The 18,681-nt window shown below is 46.4% G+C and carries 11 protein-coding genes; 1 reads left to right on the top strand and 10 read right to left on the bottom strand.

Translation table 11 applies throughout. The features are described 5' to 3' along the window. Nucleotides 1-172: 172 nt before the first annotated feature. The 10 genes from SPB21_RS15240 to hpsE all read right to left on the bottom strand — a co-directional run bounded on the left by SPB21_RS15240 (nucleotide 173) and on the right by hpsE (nucleotide 15,305). Entirely contained in the window at nucleotides 173-694 is a 522-nt protein-coding gene (locus tag SPB21_RS15240; RefSeq protein WP_499867061.1) for a pilus assembly FimT family protein, read from the bottom strand. A 21-nt stretch (nucleotides 695-715) separates the two neighbouring features. Then, on the bottom strand, nucleotides 716-1,768 hold the full coding sequence (locus SPB21_RS15235) for a PulJ/GspJ family protein (RefSeq protein WP_499867060.1): 1,053 nt from the start codon (nucleotides 1,766-1,768) through the stop codon (nucleotides 716-718). Nucleotides 1,769-1,791: 23 nt separating this feature from the next. After that, nucleotides 1,792-2,499: a hypothetical protein gene (locus SPB21_RS15230; protein WP_499867059.1), complete on the bottom strand. Its 708-nt coding sequence runs from the start codon at nucleotides 2,497-2,499 to the stop codon at nucleotides 1,792-1,794. 14 nt (nucleotides 2,500-2,513) lie between these two features. Continuing rightward, nucleotides 2,514-7,151 carry a hormogonium polysaccharide biosynthesis protein HpsA gene (gene hpsA / locus SPB21_RS15225; protein ID WP_499867058.1) on the bottom strand — a complete coding sequence of 1,546 codons (4,638 nt, stop codon included), beginning with the start codon at nucleotides 7,149-7,151 and terminating at the stop codon, nucleotides 2,514-2,516. Between the two features lie 496 nt (nucleotides 7,152-7,647). Further along, complete coding sequence (rpmB, locus tag SPB21_RS15220) at nucleotides 7,648-7,884, bottom strand: 50S ribosomal protein L28 (RefSeq protein WP_006515318.1); 237 nt, start codon at nucleotides 7,882-7,884, stop codon at nucleotides 7,648-7,650. A gap of 743 nt (nucleotides 7,885-8,627) precedes the next feature. Then, nucleotides 8,628-10,604 carry a molecular chaperone HtpG gene (gene htpG / locus SPB21_RS15215; RefSeq protein WP_163698434.1) on the bottom strand — a complete coding sequence of 659 codons (1,977 nt, stop codon included), beginning with the start codon at nucleotides 10,602-10,604 and terminating at the stop codon, nucleotides 8,628-8,630. Between the two features lie 374 nt (nucleotides 10,605-10,978). Then, nucleotides 10,979-11,857, bottom strand: a complete 879-nt coding sequence (locus SPB21_RS15210; protein ID WP_499867057.1) for a sulfotransferase family protein — start codon at nucleotides 11,855-11,857, stop codon at nucleotides 10,979-10,981. Between the two features lie 92 nt (nucleotides 11,858-11,949). Then, nucleotides 11,950-13,197 carry a glycosyltransferase family 4 protein gene (locus SPB21_RS15205; protein WP_499867056.1) on the bottom strand — a complete coding sequence of 416 codons (1,248 nt, stop codon included), beginning with the start codon at nucleotides 13,195-13,197 and terminating at the stop codon, nucleotides 11,950-11,952. Between the two features lie 10 nt (nucleotides 13,198-13,207). Next, nucleotides 13,208-14,221, bottom strand: coding sequence for a glycosyltransferase family 2 protein (locus SPB21_RS15200; RefSeq protein ID WP_499867055.1), 1,014 nt, complete (start codon nucleotides 14,219-14,221; stop codon nucleotides 13,208-13,210). A gap of 67 nt (nucleotides 14,222-14,288) precedes the next feature. Continuing rightward, nucleotides 14,289-15,305 (bottom strand): hormogonium polysaccharide biosynthesis glycosyltransferase HpsE, encoded by a 1,017-nt coding sequence (gene hpsE, locus SPB21_RS15195; RefSeq protein WP_163667858.1) that lies wholly within the window; start codon nucleotides 15,303-15,305, stop codon nucleotides 14,289-14,291. Nucleotides 15,306-16,029: 724 nt separating this feature from the next. Here hpsE and nrdJ point away from each other — a divergent pair. Beyond that, a complete protein-coding gene (gene nrdJ / locus SPB21_RS15190; RefSeq protein ID WP_499867054.1) occupies nucleotides 16,030-18,207 on the top strand; it encodes a ribonucleoside-triphosphate reductase, adenosylcobalamin-dependent in 2,178 nt (725 codons plus the stop codon). Nucleotides 18,208-18,681: the final 474 nt, after the last annotated feature.

The raw sequence follows: 18,681 nt of genomic DNA, 5'->3' as shown, positions 1-18,681 counted from the left end.
AGATGGTTCCCAGGATACACTGATCTGTTTAGACAACTACAATATTTCAGGGCTAAGGGTTCCCAGGATATACTGAGCTGTTAAGAGAGTTGCAGCGTTTTATGGCTGACAGGGTATATTAAACAAATTTACCTGCTTTTACAGCCATTATTCTGTTTATCGTATTCTGTTTCTACTCATAAAGAGCGACATCGCATTCATCACCTTCTGCTTGAACAGTCCCACCTAATAATGTTGGTACTATGATGCATCTTGGATTATTGCTGAACTCAGACGTTACAGAAACAATATATGGTGCACCCTCTGCTTCACCGCGGTAGTTAAACACAAACTCTTGGTCGCTAGCTGTTAATTGTATGCTGTCGTTTTGTTCTCCACCGACAGAACGATCTCTACCCGTTGTTACCCCAACTGTAGAATTGACTTGCACTGTTGGAGCACCAGGTATCCCAGTATCTTCTGCAAATCTGATAACTCTTGTAGAGTTTCTCTGCTGTGCTTCAATTTGGGCATTTTGAATAATTTGAGCCAAATCACTACGGGCACGACTAACTCGTTGACGATTCACATAACCCAGCCATCCCGGTGCAGCAATGGCTGCTAAAATGCCGACCATAATGATCACTACAAACAGCTCAATTAAAGTAAAACCAGCTGTTGCATTAGCAGAATTGGGTAATCTAAATCGATTCATGATAAGTGTTTTGGTTGCTATTTATCCGTCTTTGTCAATGACACCACGTAGTTTGACCTGGGTTTGCAGTACGGGGAGGCTACTATCCTTACCTGCTGGTCCTAAAAAGCGATTTTCTGATTGAGCATTACCCCTGAGAAAAAGATAAACATCTTGAGTGGATCTAAACGAGCCACTGGCTAGTTGAGGTTCTTGTATGCAAGCAAAAAAACCTGTTTCTTCCGTTGCCTCTGCAGGAGAGAGTACATAGTCGTAATCATTGGCTGTGGGATCTATCTCCCCGATTAAACGACTGTTAAGGTCAAAAATTAAGGCTCGGCAGTCAATTGCATTAGGGGCATCTATATCTGCTTCTCTTACAAAGTCGACTAATACCGGACTTTCTCCTGCGACAACAGCTGGCGCTGCATTTGGTGCCCAGACTTCAAAATTAGTCTTTCCGAGACTGTCAACGGGATTAACATAGCCTTCTGAGGTTTCCTCATCGAGGTCTGTTGCACTAAAATTAGCAGTGTCAGGATATTCGGGTAGTTCGTAACGTCGAATAACACTTTGACCTTGCCATGCAGAGTCAGCATCAGCATCATCTCTATGCTGTTGAAGATAAACCACCAGGGAATAACTGGTCCGACGAGTTCGCGCAACTCGACAGGCTTCATCCGTACCGTTACAGTCTTCGAGATCCGCATCGTCTAGAGGCACTGTACGCCAGAAGGCCAGTAAGGGTACAGCGTCACCAGTCCCTTCACCACCAGCCCCCACTCTGTCATTTAACTCATCAATGTCCTCCACAATTTCAAGCAGCCGGGTATTGTCATAAACGTAAACCGCCTCCTCTAAATCATCAGAGATGTAGTCCAATGCTTGCTGCATATCCCGTTGGACCCTTTCCAAAGTAATTTCTCGGCGGTCTATCTGTAATAGTTCAACCACTAAGGACAACAAACCAGACACAATGACGCCAGCAATGGCAACTGAAATAAGAACTTCTGTTAGTGTGAAGCCAGAAGCCTTATGTTTGCGCCGTTGCAATAACCATCGATGCAGCAAAATTTTAGAGTGGTAATTAACCATGGAGTTTTCAAGGGGGGATGCAATTAACAATCAGGCGGTTTTGGAGTGGTGCTTCCAGTAACACTATTAATGAAATCGTGGTAGTCACAAAGGGATTGCTCACTATCACTTTCAGTTATGCTTGTATAAATATTGGCAAGGGGACGACTGCCTGACTGGCCTTCACCACTCGTTACGGCAAGCCTAGCTTGTTCTACCCCTAAAGGGCCACCATCAACTACATCAGCGCGATAAACCCTCACCCCTAGATCAAAGGCGACTGGTTTTGTTCCCCTCGTAATACCTTCAGTTCTAAAGATTTGAACGGCATACTCGTCATCAGTAGCATCGTCATCGGTAGAGATGCCACGGGCAGCCCTAAGATTTCTTGCATAGTTGTTGTTATTAATGGTGATTGGAGCAGGGACCGGAACAACATCAAAGTCGGCTACGCTATTTACACCAGTTGGTGCTAGCGCAATATTTAAGGTGTAGTCACCGCCCCTTTCAACAATTACCTTGATTCGGTCTACTTCTGCTTGAGCTATTTGAAAGGCCTGCTCTGCTCGTTGACTCTGAACTCTAGTGCCGACAGCTAGGATTACCATGGGAGTCATGACGGCAGTGGTTATGGCAATAATAACAATTGCCACCAAACCTTCAATCAATGTTAGACCGCTATCATTTACCTGAGAAGGTAATTGCGCTTTAACCTTAATCAGCTTTTTGAGTTGCCTACTTTTTAGAAACATTTTGCAATTACTCCCTAATTTTGGCAACCAACATCAGTGAGGACAGCAGCACCCGTCGAATCCTCTGCTGTGCAAAGGTTAGCGATGTATGCATCATTCAGTGGTAGCTCTCGATAAAACTCACTTCTAGGTCGGCCAAATGCAATGAAACGACGGGCAATGGGGGCAACACTGGTGTACTGGAAACCGACATCGTAACCCCAAATACGAACAGCATTACCGTAAAAGCTGTTAAATACACCGTTAGCAGGAGGGCCAGCAGCCGTCGAAGTTGCACCCGGTTCCCAGGCATCTTGGTCAAATGGCGCAGTTGCCTGGGTACTAAAGTTTAACTGGAAAAAACCCCCGGAAATAAATAGGTTTTTTGCAGGCCAATACTCAATCAATCTTGGGAAGTTGTGAAAACCACCATAGTTCTGAGCTGACCGCAACGGCACAATACCTGCCACCAGCAGCGCATTAACTCGGGTATTATCAGCTGCTGGAATTAGGTTATTCCGACGCTGAGCGTCTTCATCAAGAGTAAAATGATCTAGATCGCCAGCAAAACCTGTAGAAAACGGTTGATACGTTCCTGCCTCTAACCGATAAGGAATACCGTTACGGTCAAACCGCATGGGCAGATCAGTATCGGCAAGGGCAGGATCACCTTCAAGGTCTTCACGCTGCCAAGCATTAGCTACTAAACGAAGAGGAACATCGACATCAGGACGATCTGAGTTCAAGTACGAAGACAGGATTCCATCAGGAGCAGTCGCTTCTTCCTCGTCATTTCTGTAGCGATAGGCATCCTCAATGACACCATCACGGAACTCACTAGACAAAATGGAGACCGCATCGGCAAATATCTCAGATGGTCTCCACAAATCTTCCCCTCCTCGGGCAAACTTTTGGTTCAAGTTTTCACGTTTACGATTATAAAATCTGTCAAACGGATCGGGGTCTACGGCCATGATATTACCCAACTCATCCACACCCTCAAATTCTTCGAGAATAGCGCCAGCAGTATCCTGGTGGAGGTTGAAATCACCATAGACATAGGCTGGATTATCGGTGACAAAGGTAACCCCAGCGGCTTTATCATCACCTGAACGATGAATAATAGAACCATTGATTACTCGGAAACCGTAGGGCCGTCGGTCTGGATCGGCGTACATATCTACTGGTTTAGGACTAATCAAGTTTGGAGCTAACGGTGGGTCAAATGTACCTTTTTGACTAGCATTAGTTGGATTTTCAACAACCATTGTGCAGTTTCCTGTCTGTAGATCGTCGAAGTCCTGACAGTTAGCCCATGTATCCTGGCGAGGACGAACAATACTGTCTTCTCGAACAGCGTCTTCCCTTGCAGCATAGAAAATACCATCAACTTCAGGAATCCAGGCAATCTGGTCGGTGCCAACAGTAAAGTATGAACGTGGATCTGCCGTAATATCCGTCAGCTTATCGATATCTAAGTCAAGCACGCGAATATTTAACAACTCACGCCCATCCATCATGCCTTTGTCCAAAAAGGCTAGTTCAGTAATAGTGCCATTGGAATCAATAATATTTTTCTGAAGATCATCACGGGATGTAAGCGTACCACCTGCAACCGTTGCCGTTGGCTGCTCAAAGTTAGCCGCTGACGTTTTAGGAAATAGCCTGATTTGAGCCAGAGAATCTGGTGAAGCAGGAGCGGGTCCAGCAACTACTTCATATGTCACATTGTCATTAACTCTAAAACTAGAAGCGTCTGGATCAAAAATGTACCGTTCATTAGCATTAACAACACTTTCATCAATGTACTCATCAGCTTGAATTACGGTTCCAGCACCACCAGCTACAACAGAACCATCCTGGTTGTGACTTGCTACTGGAAATATGTAATACAGGGATGGATAAGCTGCATCCTGACCAGTTGAACAAAATGCCCTGACAAGATTGGGTGGTAAATCTGTAGCGCAGTCAGCTGGAACCGTGCCTGGTCCGGACTCAAAGCCGTAGGTTCGATCGCGTACAACCTGGCGATACAAAGCGATTACCTTAGCTTTTTCTAATTCATCAGGTAAGAGTGAACCCGCAGCTTCTAAATCCCTGAGCCATTTTCGTGCTTTATCACCATCTGTAACGCCAACCCCTGCCAATGCCGTGTCAATATCACTAAGCAGAGTTGGTTCTATAGCTGGATCAATGAGTTCGCTGTACTCGTCTTTTAGATCCTCCAGATTGTTAGCGAGCATGCCTAACATGCAAGCCGCAGAATGGATGGTCGACTGATCGGCAGGGCTGAGAGCTTTGAAGTTATTAATAGTCTCAACCAATGGAGTTTCAGTAGAGTTAGTAAAGTCATGCTCGAACAGAATTCGCCGCAAGATTGAGAAATCACCCCACATTGCTAGATATGGATAGGGATGTACAACGTCATCATTACGCTCTAATACAGCATCTAAAGGCTCATTTTGCTCACCTTGAACAGGTTCAAAACTAGGGGCACCACCCCAGGGATCTCCAGCAAAATGGGCTAAATTGTGCAGCGCCCTACCGAGTGGTCTCGTACTGTTTATATTGGATGCAAAGTCATCAACTGAGGGGTACTTAGTTTGGAAATCAAATTCCCAGCCGTTAGTCCCCTGACCTGTCAAGAAATCTATTCGTGTTTTTGGGGTACCTGCTGCTACTGTTTTTAAGGGATAGGTGCCAAAGGTACGACTATCTATAAGGGTCTGTTCAGTCCCTGGATGTACTGTTGAGGCCATACACATATAAGGCAGTTTCCCATCTTCAAAGGTGTGATGGTAAACAACCATGCCCTGGACAGCCGCCAAGTTATCCCGCAATGAGCGTTGCTGCTTAGCGCGGGCAGGGCCTTTCATTTCCCTGCCGCCATCCATGATGGCCTGAACAGCTGTGGGGGGGTATAGCGGATCATTATTAGGTGCCCAGCCAAACCGGTTACCTAGTTCTAGGCGTTGACCAACAACAACTCGCAAACCCTGGATGATGGAGCGTCGCTCCCAGTAGCCGTCTAGACCAAACTCCTGCTCATCAGAATTATCAATAGCTAATGAATCATGATTAACAATAGGCTGTCCGATTAACTTGTCAGATTCTCCAAGGTCCGAGAAAAGAGCACCATCCTTCATCAAGAGACTATTTCTAGAGTCATAAACTGGCTTTGGACCATAGCGATTGTCTGCCCGAAAACCATCATCTACAAACGGACGAGAAGCATCGGGAAATAATCGCACTCGAGTACTCTCGTCCAGAACGTTGATGTCACGAATTGCTTCTGTATCATTAATGATTGGTGTGATATCTTTAGCAGCCTCCGGATCCCAAGTAGCGGGATTTAAGTTAACGGTTCTGTCTTCTGTAAGAATCAAAACCGGATCCACAGCGACATCTGTTAAGGCAGCTGCACCGGTTTCATTGACCGAATCCGTATTCTTTCTAAGCTTGTCCTCCCCAGGCTTGGCCGGGTTTGCATTATTTTCCTCATGGAAATCCGTACCGCCCCCAAAGCTGTCGTCCTTTGAAGCTCCGGAAACTAGGTGGCCTTGGAAAAATTGATCATCATTACCATCACCATTGGTGTCATAACCACTTACACTTAGGGTGATTTCCGATGCATCTGTACTGAAAATACAAGACTCTGGAGAACTAACTAAATAAGCCTCCAATTTATCGGAGGCAATGATGTTTGACTCCGAATGCATTGCTCCATTCCAACGAAAATTTCCCCCTGGAAATATTTCCATGTCGTAGCGGAACCAGGCACCGTATTTATTGCCTTTTGGAGTGCTGCGTACCTGCTGATATTCTGCGGAGCTAACCGTTCGATTAGGGCTATTGGGGTTAGCAATATTTAGAACATCAATTTGAAAAACCTTTTGTAAACTACCGCCAGCATCCTGCCAGCCATCACCCGAAAAAGCAGTTACAGGGCAGCCTTCCGCAGACTTTTGAGTATTGATAGGACCGTTACGCGTAACCAGATTATCTGCTTTATCCTGGTTCTTGTTGGAGGTTAGGGTTAACGGATTACCGTCAGAATCATTAATAAGAGTGCCGCTAGTATCTCGTGCCTCGTGAGAGGTCAACAGTGAGTAGATAACAATATTACCGTCAGGGTCCCTAAAGCGCCATGCCGGATCGGGACCAGGATCTGTATCTGGATTAATATCTAACTGCTCTTCATCTGGCAAGGTGTATGGATCATCCTCGATCTGCTTAGCATCACCCCAAGTTTTACCGTCCCCGCCGTCTAACACTGGTCTTGAATATCTTAGGATTGCATTGATTAAATCAGCGCTTGAGGGAGGTCGTTTATCAACGATGTCACGGTCTTTTGTAAATAAGTATTCAATCTTTGCTCTGGCCCTATCCACTGCTGGAGCAGCAAAGTTATCAATACGCTGCTGCTCACGATAGGCAACGGTTTGGTTTAGTCGGCTAAACGAACGAAAGCTGAGGCCACCAACGGTTAAAGTCAACACCAAAAGCAACATCACTGTTGTTGGCAAGATAAAACCGGCCTGGCTTGGGCGACTGAAGCGAGCGCCAGCAAAAATAAGGCGAAGCAGCCAAGCCATAAAATGCTTGGGTAATTGCCTAACGTGAGTCAAAGATCGACGAAGATTAGAAACTCGAGAGCGTTTTGGGGTAGACATCGCTGACTTCTAAAAAATAAGCGTTAGATCAGGTGTGGCATATGCCAACATGACCATCGATTTGTAGTCTATTTAAGACTTAAAGCAATTGAACTCTCAGGGAACGAAAACTTGCGTGGTATCTACATGTCCCATAGTAGATTTACCCAGCCTAAACCTTTAATTACCAAACTGGTAATCAGTATAAAGCCTGAATAGTTTACTTGAACTTTACCCATTCCTTATGACGAATCGATCAGATCGTGATCAAAATAATCCATAGATATCTGTCTCTACATCACGATCAGTCCAACATAACTAAGGTTCTACAAGATCCTGCATTTGAATATCATCGACTATACATACAGTAAATCCCCTGACTTTGCAGCCAGGGGATCTATCCGTGAACATACCAAAACTTTAAGCTTTTGATAAAGCTAAGTAAGCAGCATTAAGTTGTATCAACTCAGGCAATTGCAAACTCAATAAATTAATGTCTGAACCAGTGCCACAGTCTCTAATACTTACTCAAATCAATGCCTGCCTCACGGGCCATTGCTTCAATCCCTTTCTTTTCAAGGGTTTTAATCGCTTTAGTGGATAAACGTAGCTTTACCCAACGTTTGCCTGTGGGCCACCAAACCCGCTTGTCTTGAAGATTTGCCTGTTGTAGACGCTTGGTACGTCGGTGAGAGTGAGAAACAGCAAAGGCGTTATTAGCCTTTTTATTCGTCAGATCACATCTGCGGCTCATGGTACAGTCCTTGGAATACAGTCCTTAATCCTTACATGGTTGCACTCTTAAATGCAACCCCCTCATATTTTAGGGCTGATTCTCTAATCAAAAGATATTTCCATGATTGAGTAACAGGCCAAGGGGTTTCAAGGGGGCAGGCCCCCTACCCCCCAATTCTGGGGGCTTTGAGTCTTGTTTCCCCAGGATTGGGAAACCCCAGTATTCCTAATTTGGAAAAGGTGGACTATTCCATCAAAAGGGCTACGGTGTACACACATCTCGAAAGGGAGTTCACAATCGTGCATTACCCCCCTTAATCCCCTCTAAAGCCCTCCTGGCATGGGCTAAAGCCTAAGGTAAAGGGGGAAACTCCGGTCCTCCCCCTTACCAACTACGGTGTATACACATCTAGAAGATAATGTCCCAAAAAGTAGACCTGACCTTGAATTGGCCCTCATCCTAAATCCTTCTCCCTGGGGGCGAAGGACTTTGAGGCCAGGCCCCCCTTCTCCCTTAGGGAGTAAGGGGTTGGGGGATGTAGAGCTTTGCTCTTCTCGCAGAGTGGGCTCGAGATTTGGAGCGACTCTCCGACTTATGTATACACGGTAGCCCTTACCAAGGGGGAGTTAGAGGGGGGTAGACAAGCGCAAACGCTAGTTTCCAGGACTTGTGTGTACACGATAGGTCAAAAGGGGGAGCCTGCAACCGGTATAGCCTTTTCTAAGAAACACCTATGAGGTCTTCAAGAAAACGGCCATTGCCTATGATTTGGTTAAACCTGTTAGCAGGCTATTGGATCGTTCCACAAACGACTTCATGCCATCGGCATCAAATCCTTTTTGCGCCATTAGAGCCAGATCATAGACATGTTGACAAATCATATTGGCCATGGCCGCAGTGGGAGACTCGCCACCGTCAGCTTGTACAATTGCGCCCTGACTCATGTCTAGCAGATTCTGGATCAGTGGATGAGCCGTATTCACCAGCAAGGTATGTTCCTCAGGAAATTGAGCCGTCTGCTGCTGCATCATCGCCATCATTTCCTGCATGCGGCGCATTTCTTCGGGAAGTAGCACAATGGCAGGCGGTGCACCCTGGACATCGTCAGACTTGAGGGCATCGGTTCGAATCGTAACCTTGGGCTGAGCGAGGGCTTTTTCAAATAGCTCCTTCACCCGCTCACCCTTAGTTTTATTAGTGGTTGGGTCGACAATGTCACTACCCGCTGATTCGTCGATGAGGGTGTCATCCAGGTCAGAGTCTACACGGGAGAACTTAACATCAGAATACTCCCGTTCTAGAAACGGTACAAAGTGAGTGTCGATAAAGGAGTCTAGATAAAGGACTTCCAGTCCCTGACGCTTGTGCAGATCGATATAGGTGGCTTGGGATACTTCGTCCGTTGTATAGAAGACTCGGTTTTCATGCTTCTCCTTATTCCGCTCTAAATATTCTTTGAGAGTGGTGTAGGGATTACCCTTGGCATCAATGGCTGCACTTTCCTCGTCTGTTGACTGCCAGGCATCGTCTTCTGCCGTTTGCACTTCAACTTTTGGCTGATCGCTGGCGAGGCTTGCCGTGGTGCGGAAAATTATAAAATCGGCGATCTGCTGCTTGAACTTATCGTTATTGAGGGAGCCAAACTTAACAAAGGTGCCCAAATCTTGCCAGCACTCAATGTACTTCGCTTTATCAGTGCGGTATAGCTCTTTGAGACGATCACCTACTTTTTTGGCAATGTAGTCAGCGATGCGGCGGACGGTGCGATCATTCTGCAAAAAGCTGCGGGAGACGTTTAGGGGAATGTCGGTACTATCGACGACACCGCGCAGGGGCAGTAGAAACTGCGGAATGATTTCCTCGCAGTTATCGCTGACAAAGACTTGATTGCAGAAAAGCTTAATTTGTCCTTTGGTAACGTCGACGTCGGGGCGGAGCTTTGGAAAGTAAAGAATGCCGTTAACGACAAAGGGATAGTCCGTATTTAAGTGGACCCAAAGCAGCGGCTCCTCTTGGAACGGATAGAGATAGCGATAGAGCTCTAGATAATCCTCATCGGTGAGGTTACCGGGGGATTGCTTCCAGGGAGCATTTTGTTTATTGGCAGATTCCCCATCTAATTTGATGGGAACAGGCATAAAGTCGCAGTAGGTTTTGATCAGCTGTTGGATGCGAGTCGTCTCCAGGTATTCAGCCTCTTCCTCCATCAAATGTAGGGTGATGGTGGTGCCTCGATCAGTTCGTTCTGAATCAGTCAGCTCAAAGGAGGTCGTGCCATCACAGGACCAATGGACAGCAGTGGCTTCTGCTTGATAAGACAAGGTGTCGATTTCGACTCGGTCGGACACCATAAATGATGAATAGAACCCTAGGCCAAAGTGACCAATAATTTGCTGGTCAGTATTGTCCTTATACTTAGATACAAATTCTTCGGCACTGGAGAAGGCCACCTGGTTAATGTATTTCTTAACCTCATCAGCGGTCATGCCGATACCATTATCACTAACACTGAGCGTTTTGGCGTCTTTATCAATAGCGATGGTAATTTCCGGCTCGCCGACTTCGCCAGTGAAGTCGGAGCTTCGAGACACCATATTCAGTTTACTGATGGCATCTACCGCGTTGGAAATTAACTCCCGCAGAAAGATTTCATGGTCGGAATAGAGCCACTTTTTGATGATGGGAAAAATATTTTCAGTATGGATACTGATGTTTCCCGTTTCTTGAACAACTGCCATGACTTAGATTTACTCTGACTCATTAAGACTTGCTAACGGTGTTGGCTCTATGCACTAATTTATACAAAATTCTGACTGATGGTGCCCGTTATCGAAGGGCATCCCCAAGGGAGTACCCCGACAAGATTGTCCATTTTTATCGGATTTGTATTAAACGTGCATAAAGCATGCCGCACCATATATTGATACATCGTAAGTTAGAACCCAATTGTAGATTTCCGCTAATGTAGTTCGGTTTCCCCTACACCTTTTCTGGATTTTGGACTGGTTGTTCAGAATTTAGTATTAATACATTTTTCCTAGAAAAGTACTCTAAAAGTCTCTTCAGCTGTTCTGCGTAGCGACCATGGCTCCTTGTGCTTTTATTGCTAGCCTTAGGCCAATGTTTGTGTTGGTAAAACTGGCAAATTGACTTGTTGCACCAGGTTCTTAACGTAATTTTGCTGTTCCCTGGTAAACACTGATAAAAATTTCTGAGAATTTGTATTCTGTATATTTTTTTGAGTTGAGGCTTTCCAGGTTTCGCGAGATCGGATTAATTGGCTCGATGTATTGCGATAATTTTCGAGCATGTGATCATCAAAGGGGACACCAATAAAATTACAGAGGCGTTTGACTTCATCTGTAGGATGGCTAACCATTTGTTCATAGTGAATCAACGTATGGTTAGGCTTATCCAGATACTGATGCGTGATGGCAATGTCCTCAGTCCAACGTTGAATACAATTATCTAGGGTTTTAAAGGTGCGTCCCCAATGGTTGGGATGACGCTGAGCTAAGTCATATATAGAGGCAATGACATCCATACCGCTTCTAACAATGTGGATCACTTTCGCCTCTGGCATATAGTGCTCGATATATTTCAGTCGGTGTAAATGTTCAGGGGTTTTCTCTAGCCAGATAGATTTTTTCTGTAGATGGGTCAATTCGCCCATTATTTCTTTAAAGCTACGAACGTAGGCCTGAATGAGTGGTAAACGCGGAAGTTTATGGGTGAGTTCTGGATGCCCAACTTCATGCAAAAACGATTCCATTGTGTTGCGCATTTCCTTAGAAACTAGACCTAAGGCATAGCGACGTGAGCGTTCCTCTGGCATCCAAACAAGATCTACAAAAAATTTGGACTCTGGGAATGAAGCAATATCGGGATGACTGGCTAGCAGGCTTTGTAGAAGCGTTGTGCCCGAGCGAGCACAGCCAACAATAAAGATAGGAGATGCTGTATATGGGTGCTTGTGCTTTTGAGTCATCATATGAGGAACACAGATAAAAATTAATAGGTGGTTTTATTAACTAGGTGACTTTATTAATAGTGGTTAATTAGTGCAAAGGTGATTTCTCAAATTTATTGCAATAGTTCTTGGTAAAGTTGCTTATAGGATGCTGATTGGACTTCAAATGAAAACTTTGTAATTACAGTTTGTCGAGATTGTTGAGAGAGTTGTTGTAGACGCTCGGTATTTTCAAGAGTCCATTCAATACCTTTAGCCAAGTCTTCAGCACTAAAGCATGCGGCACGATAACCATTCTTTTGATGTTCAACAATATCGCGTAAGCCAGTGGCATCAAAGGATACCACTGGTGTGCCGCAGGCCATGGCTTCAATGGCGGTTTTACCAAAGGCTTCTTGAACAGAAGGGACTACCATCACATCAGCGGCTGAATAGGCGAGTGCCAGTGTGACATTGTCGTTGAGGCGGCCCAGCATGGTGTGAGGAATATTGAGTTTCATTGATGGTGATATTTTGTTCGCACCAAAAATGACAGCTCGCAGAGGCAAGGTGTTGTTACTTTTTAGTGTATTTAGGGCAGCTCTTAAATGGTCAAAGCCTTTGCGCTTATCAGTGGTTGCACTTAACGCACCAAAAAGGATGAGTTTATCCTGTTGAGGTAGTTTCAGAATGTCACGGGCGATATTTTTGTCAATAGGACGAAAAATATCAGTATCTACGGCATTGGGGATGACTTGGGCAGGATACTGGTTTAATAGAGTGCTTTTGCTGGCGCAGTCAGCTACCCATTGGCTAATGGGTACTAAGGTTAGGTTAAGGTTTTGCCAGGCATGATATTTGCGTTGCCAAACTTTTCTAGATAAGTCTTTTTCTTGAGTAGAGCCCAGCATAGGACAGCGGCCACACTGCTGTTGATATCGAGTACAGCCTTGGGTGTAGCAGCAACCTCCGGTAAAACTCCACATATCCCGTAATGTCCAGACGATGGGTTGGGTAAATGTTTTGAGTTGCTCTGGCCTGAGCAGCCCTAACCCAACCCAGTGTAAATTAATGATGTCTGGCTTAATTTGTTGGATTTGTTTGATAACTGGATTGGGGTAAATAGCCGGGGAAAAGAGGCCTGGTGATTTGTGGGGGTAACGTTTTAAGGGCCAGTATTCGACGGTTTGACGAATACCGTTAAGAATTTTTTGTCCTCCTGTAATGCCACTGGGGCCAATTACTGTTGAGTCATCAGTATATTTTTCGGCCACGAGCATGTGGGAATCAACGCCAGCTCGTTTGAGGGCCGTATGCATCCAATAGGCACCCCGAGCCGCTCCGCCATTCGCATCTGATGTGCTGAGATGTAATATTTTCATCGAAACTCAGCTATTGCAAGACAGATTGCACAACGTCGGAGGGCACGTTATGTTTTTGAAAATAAGCTTGAACATGTTTGTGGCGTAACGATGCGGGAATGAGGGCGCTACTAACGAGTTTTATGAGTTTTTTGAGATGAAAAATAAGGTAGATCCAGCGGGGTACATGGTTAGACTGCCGATGGATGCTGTTAACCATGTGTTCGACGTTATGGGGCGACTTTCGATTAGTTAAGCTTTGGAGAACCTTGAGCTTATCAGTAAAGGTTTGGCTGATATACCATTGAATCCACAGGGGCATGTAGCGAATGACGTCACTGGTTTGCCAATCAGTGCTTGCGTTTAGTTGATTGGACAATTGCACTTTGTACCCTGCTTCCTTCGCTCTACAGATATATTCGTAATCACCGCCGTAGTGGCGAAATCGTTTGGCATTGGGGAGGTCAATGTCTGCTATCAATGCAGTGGGCATGACGGCAATGTTGCCGTTTAAGGTATCTACTGGAATTATTGGACTATCACTAAATTGCTCCAGGTTATTAATGGGTTGGCTGGCAATCACCCCGCCAAATACAATCCAGTCTGGGTGAGATTGAGCACATACGATGCCGCCGGTGATTACTTTTTTATTTAAATTTTTCTGGCATACCTGAATTAGTTGAGATATGAAGTCGTCTGCTAACGTGATGTCGTCGTTAAGCCAAACGATATAGTCTGTTTGCAGTTGCTGCTGGGCAAAGTTCATGCCGGTTGCGATCGCACCCGTCCACCAAAGCTCGCCATCCCCTTGTAGTAAGTGAACCGCTGTAAAGGTTTGGCGAATCAACTCAGGTGTCCCATCGGTAGACCCATCATCCACCACTATCACTTCGATGGTATGTGCACCTGAGGACGCAGAAATTTGAGCCCTCAGCTGATGCAAAATAGCTGATGTATAGGCTTGACGATTTCGAACGGGCAGGATGAGTGCAGCACTGACACAGGTCATAGGTATCAAATAAACATAGCCTTGGAGGGCTGACATCAGGAGGCGCAGAATTATGCAGTCCCTACGGTTCTATATTCCCAAAGTAGTTGAGATAATTGATATCTCAAGATTTATTTTTTAGAAACCTAAGCAATAGTAAACGCCAGATATAAAGTGGGCTGACCAAGCTGCAAAGATAGAATTCTAGCTCACATGCCGGCACAACCTTGGTTTGGAGTAGTGTGCGGTAAGTCACCACATGGTGTAAGGCTTTCAGCAAATCGCTGGCTATAAACACCCAAAACATAAAGGGACGCTGCCAGGAGGGCATGTTGAGCATGCGAGTCACGTGGCGGCTGAGGCCAATGCCTCGGAAAAATGGCAGCAGATAACTGCGCTGCAAACGACGGGCTGGGATCTGATGCCAAACCTTCATGTCGGGGTTGTGCCAAATTTCCCAGTTACCTCTGCGGATGTGGGCGATGGCTTCTAAATCTTCGCCCGTGAGCATTTGTTCGTCATGACGCCCGGTCAAAATGAGTTGACGGGGGACGTTTTTCAACCAAGCCTGCCGCCGCACAACTAGACCTGCAGAGGGTGGCAAGACTCGCTGGCGAGGCTGATAAACATGGGCTTCATCACCTCGCTGAGTTAGGGCGAAGAATGACTGGATCCGATGAAAGTCATCGGGGAGCGTGCCTTCAAACTGGCCATAGATTTGACTGCCGTAGGCCCCAACATGTGGGTGCTGCTGGCCAAACTTATAGGCCGTTGCTACCCAGTTATCAGCCGGTAAATTATCGTCATCTAAAAAACCGACAAGCTCGCTCTTAGCCGTTTCCATGGCTAGCTGGCGAGCGTAAGCGGCCCCTTGACGACCCTCAAATAAATACCGCAACGGAATGTCAGACGACCACTTCTGCTGGTATTCCTGGACGACTGCAGCTGTAGAATCGCTGCTGTTGTTGTCGATTACAAAAACTTCCCAGCGCAGTATTTGAGTATTAAGCTGCTGCTGTAGTCGATCGAGAACAGCCGGAATACGCTGGGCACCGTTATAGGTGCAAATAGCAATCGTGAAGTCACATGGCCGCTGCACTGTCTCTGTTAATGGAGAGGACAACACTACTGAATGGCTCATGGTCAATGGGTTGATTCACAGCATTGGATACAGGGAAGTAGAACTAACTTCGGAAAAACCCGTAAAAGGAATTGAGTTAATCGTTAAGACAGGAAATCTTTACCAAACACCACGAGAATGCTATATGGAGCATTATGTAAGCCCAGTGCCAATTAGAGTATCTATAACCATATATTCTTTAGGTCCTCTATATATGGCTACCCTCACATTGCAGCTTACCGGTCAACCTATTTAATAACTTTAGTAATTTGACCACTTTTTAAATCGCACCTGGCTCACAACCCTAAAACTGAGCTTTAAAAAATAGCCTTGATCCAATGGAATCAGGCCTTGAACGTTTCTTGGATGTGGATGTAAATACCCCTGGGTCTTGCAATTAATATAGCCTGACAACGGTATATCGTCTCCCCTTACGTCATCTTGCTAAATCGTCGATTAGTTCGTTAGTTAGGATTGACGGCTGTTTAGGGGTTTTAGTTCACGTAATGGATAAAAAATTTACTGATCGCTACATCTAGCGTTCGCCCTAAAGGCAAGACGCTAGATTTTTTTTGATGGTGGTGTTAGGCTTTATTTCCATGTGCCATAGCACATTTAGAGTGTTAACAAGTATTGGGGACATCATTGGCGCTACATGTGCTGTTTCCCAAGGTTTGATGTACATCCCCATCGTTAACGACCCTATTTCACTCACACCCTTAGATTCGTAAGGAAGTCCAGACGAATGGTTCAAGAGTTAGAACGACTACGTACAAAAACGCCTTTCCCTGGAACTGCGCCAGCGGCCTATCCAGTTTTTTATCGTACCTATAGCCGTCGTTTGGACGATGGACAGCGGGAATCTTGGTATGACGTTTGCGATCGCACTCTAGGCGGTCTGGTGGAACTGGGTAAGCTGACGGCGGATGAAAAGGCCCTGGTGCAGCGAATGCAGCGGGAATTAAAGGCGCTGCCGTCGGGTCGTTGGCTCTGGGTCGGGGGGACTGAGTGGAGTAGGCAGCAGAAAAATTTCTCTGGGGCCTATAACTGTACCAGCACCAATGTGGTGGACTGGCGTGCCTTTGGTCTGATGATGGATTTAGCGATGATGGGCTGTGGCACCGGTGCGATGCTAGAGCCTAAATACATCGATCAGCTGCCAGTGATTCGTAATCGGTTAACGGTGACCATGGCTGGCGATGTGGGGGCTACGCCTGTGGCTCAGCGTCGTGAAGAAACGGATGTCGTGGTGGATGGCAACCGTGTTGAGATCCGTGTTGGTGATAGTCGTAATGGCTGGGTGATGTCGTATCAGACGATTTTAGAGCTTTCCAGCCGTGAAGACTTCACAGGGGATGTAGACGTTATCGTTAATCTGAGTGATGTGCGTCCTGCGGGGGAAAAGCTGAAGGGATTTGGTGGCATGGCCAATCCGGTGAAGCTGCCGGGGCTATACAATCGCTGCGCCACAATTTTAAATAAAGCCATTGGCCGTAAGCTCAACTCTGTGGAGTGCTGTCTGTTAATTGATGAAGCTGCGGCCTGCGTGGTGGCTGGTAATATCCGGCGGTCGGCGGGGATGCGTCAGTTTGACAGCCATGATGAGCAAGCGGCGGCGGCTAAAGATAATCTGTGGCAGCAGGATGCTGACGGCAATTGGCGGATTGACCCTGAGCGTGATGCGCTGCGTATGGCTAACCACACGCGGGTGTTCCACACCAAGCCATCCTTGGAGGAAATGACCAATGCGGTGCGTAAGCAGTTTTACTCCGGTGAAGGGGCGATTCAGTGGGCGGGTGAAGCAGAACGCCGTGCCCAGGGCGAAGGGCGCTATGGCCTAAACCCCTGTGGTGAAATTTTGGGCCAGAACTTCCACTGCAATCTGGCGGAAATTCACTTGAACCAAATTGATCCAGAGAACCTGCAGGAACAGGAAGATGCATTCCGTGCTGGTGCGATCGCAGTTGCTGCTTTGCTCAATCACCAGTTTATTGAACCCCGCTATCAGCAATCACGGTTGGATGATCCCATTGTCGGCGTGTCCTTTACCGGACTATTTGACTTCTTTGTGCAGGCCTTTGGAGTGGACTGGCTGAAATGGTGGGAAGCTGGTCGCCCAGATACCATGCAGGGACTACAGTTTAAGGCCAAGGAGCAAGAGTATCTAAGCCGTTGGAAGGCCATTGTCCATGGGACGGTTTGGGACTATTGCGATCGCCATGACATCAAGCGTCCCAACCGTTGCACAACTGTGCAACCTGCTGGTACGAAGAGTCTCCTCAGCGGTGCGTCTTCTGGTTGGCATCCACCTAAGTCCCAACGCTTTATCCGTCGCATTACCTTCCGCAAGGATGATCCGGTGGCCTTGGCTTGTATTGACTATGGTTATGCGGTGGTGCCATCCCAGTCTGATAAAGATGAGAACGGCAACCTGCTAAACGATCCTTTTGATCCCCGCTGTACTGAGTGGCTAGTGGAAATGCCTGTGGAGGTGCCCTGGGCTAATTTGCCAGGGGCAGATCAGATTGCCATTGAGCAGTTCTCTGCCCTGACTCAGTTTGATTTCTACATGCAGGTACAGCGGCACTATACGGCGCATAATACCTCGGCTACTATCGAATTTCGTGAAAATGAAATTGAGGTTCTAGCAGAACGCATTCACCGGGCGATTCAAAATGACGAAGGCTATATTTCTTCGGCCCTACTGGCACGCTTTGATGATCTGCAAACATTCCCACGTTTGCCGTTTGAACCCATTGATAAAGCACGCTACGAGGAATTGTGTAACGAGGTTCTAGCCCGTCGTTCCACCGAGAATTTCCATGCAGCGTTAGAGCGTTATGATGCGGGTGAACTGATTGAAGCTGGTCCGGCAGGCTGTGATTCTGATAAGTGCTTGTTGCCGGAGAAGACGCCTGGCTAGGGGCAATGGGGAATAGACAGTGGAGAGTGGGGTGATTTCTGGTATTGCCGTTTACCTTACTAGAGCTTGGCCTATACACTAGGGGTCTCTTGAGCTGATTTTAGATGCCTATACCTGAGGGGGGATTCACAATTTTGCGAATCTCCCCTCAGGTGTTTAATTTAATTTTGAATTGTTGTCTTATACAACATCCTGGTTATCTGCACCCAATATCGAAGGGCAACCACAAGGGATTGCCCCTACGGGATTGCTCATTTCTAATCGGGCTTACTGAATTCGGATTTGGTCTTATAGGAAATCCTGGTTATCTGCACCCAATATCGAAGGGCAACCACAAGGGATTGCCCCTACGGGATTGTCCCTGATTAATCGGAGTGACTGAATTCCGATTGGTATTAGAACGGGTTAAGGATGACGGATGATCATTGCATGGGGTTGACAAACAAACGTGAGCCCATGGACCTTAGTCTCTAA

Origin of the sequence: Leptothoe sp. ISB3NOV94-8A (genome assembly GCF_043421595.1) — a bacterium.
In the GTDB taxonomy this organism is placed as follows: Bacteria; Cyanobacteriota; Cyanobacteriia; order Phormidesmidales; family Phormidesmidaceae; genus Leptothoe; species Leptothoe turfae.
Note: the sequence above shows the minus strand (reverse complement) of the source record. Positions and strands in the feature narration are given on the sequence as shown.

Excerpts from the sequence above, each read along its gene's own strand:
- htpG (WP_163698434.1), bottom strand. The coding sequence starts at position 10,604 with ATGGCAGTTGTTCAAGAAACGGGAAACATCAGTATCCATACTGAAAAT.
- hpsA (WP_499867058.1), bottom strand. The coding sequence starts at position 7,151 with ATGTCTACCCCAAAACGCTCTCGAGTTTCTAATCTTCGTCGATCTTTG.
- rpmB (WP_006515318.1), bottom strand. The coding sequence starts at position 7,884 with ATGAGCCGCAGATGTGATCTGACGAATAAAAAGGCTAATAACGCCTTT.
- SPB21_RS15205 (WP_499867056.1), bottom strand. The coding sequence starts at position 13,197 with ATGAAAATATTACATCTCAGCACATCAGATGCGAATGGCGGAGCGGCT.
- SPB21_RS15210 (WP_499867057.1), bottom strand. The coding sequence starts at position 11,857 with ATGATGACTCAAAAGCACAAGCACCCATATACAGCATCTCCTATCTTT.
- SPB21_RS15230 (WP_499867059.1), bottom strand. The coding sequence starts at position 2,499 with ATGTTTCTAAAAAGTAGGCAACTCAAAAAGCTGATTAAGGTTAAAGCG.
- hpsE (WP_163667858.1), bottom strand. The coding sequence starts at position 15,305 with ATGAGCCATTCAGTAGTGTTGTCCTCTCCATTAACAGAGACAGTGCAG.
- SPB21_RS15200 (WP_499867055.1), bottom strand. The coding sequence starts at position 14,221 with ATGTCAGCCCTCCAAGGCTATGTTTATTTGATACCTATGACCTGTGTC.
- SPB21_RS15240 (WP_499867061.1), bottom strand. The coding sequence starts at position 694 with ATGAATCGATTTAGATTACCCAATTCTGCTAATGCAACAGCTGGTTTT.
- SPB21_RS15235 (WP_499867060.1), bottom strand. The coding sequence starts at position 1,768 with ATGGTTAATTACCACTCTAAAATTTTGCTGCATCGATGGTTATTGCAA.
- nrdJ (WP_499867054.1), top strand. The coding sequence starts at position 16,030 with ATGGTTCAAGAGTTAGAACGACTACGTACAAAAACGCCTTTCCCTGGA.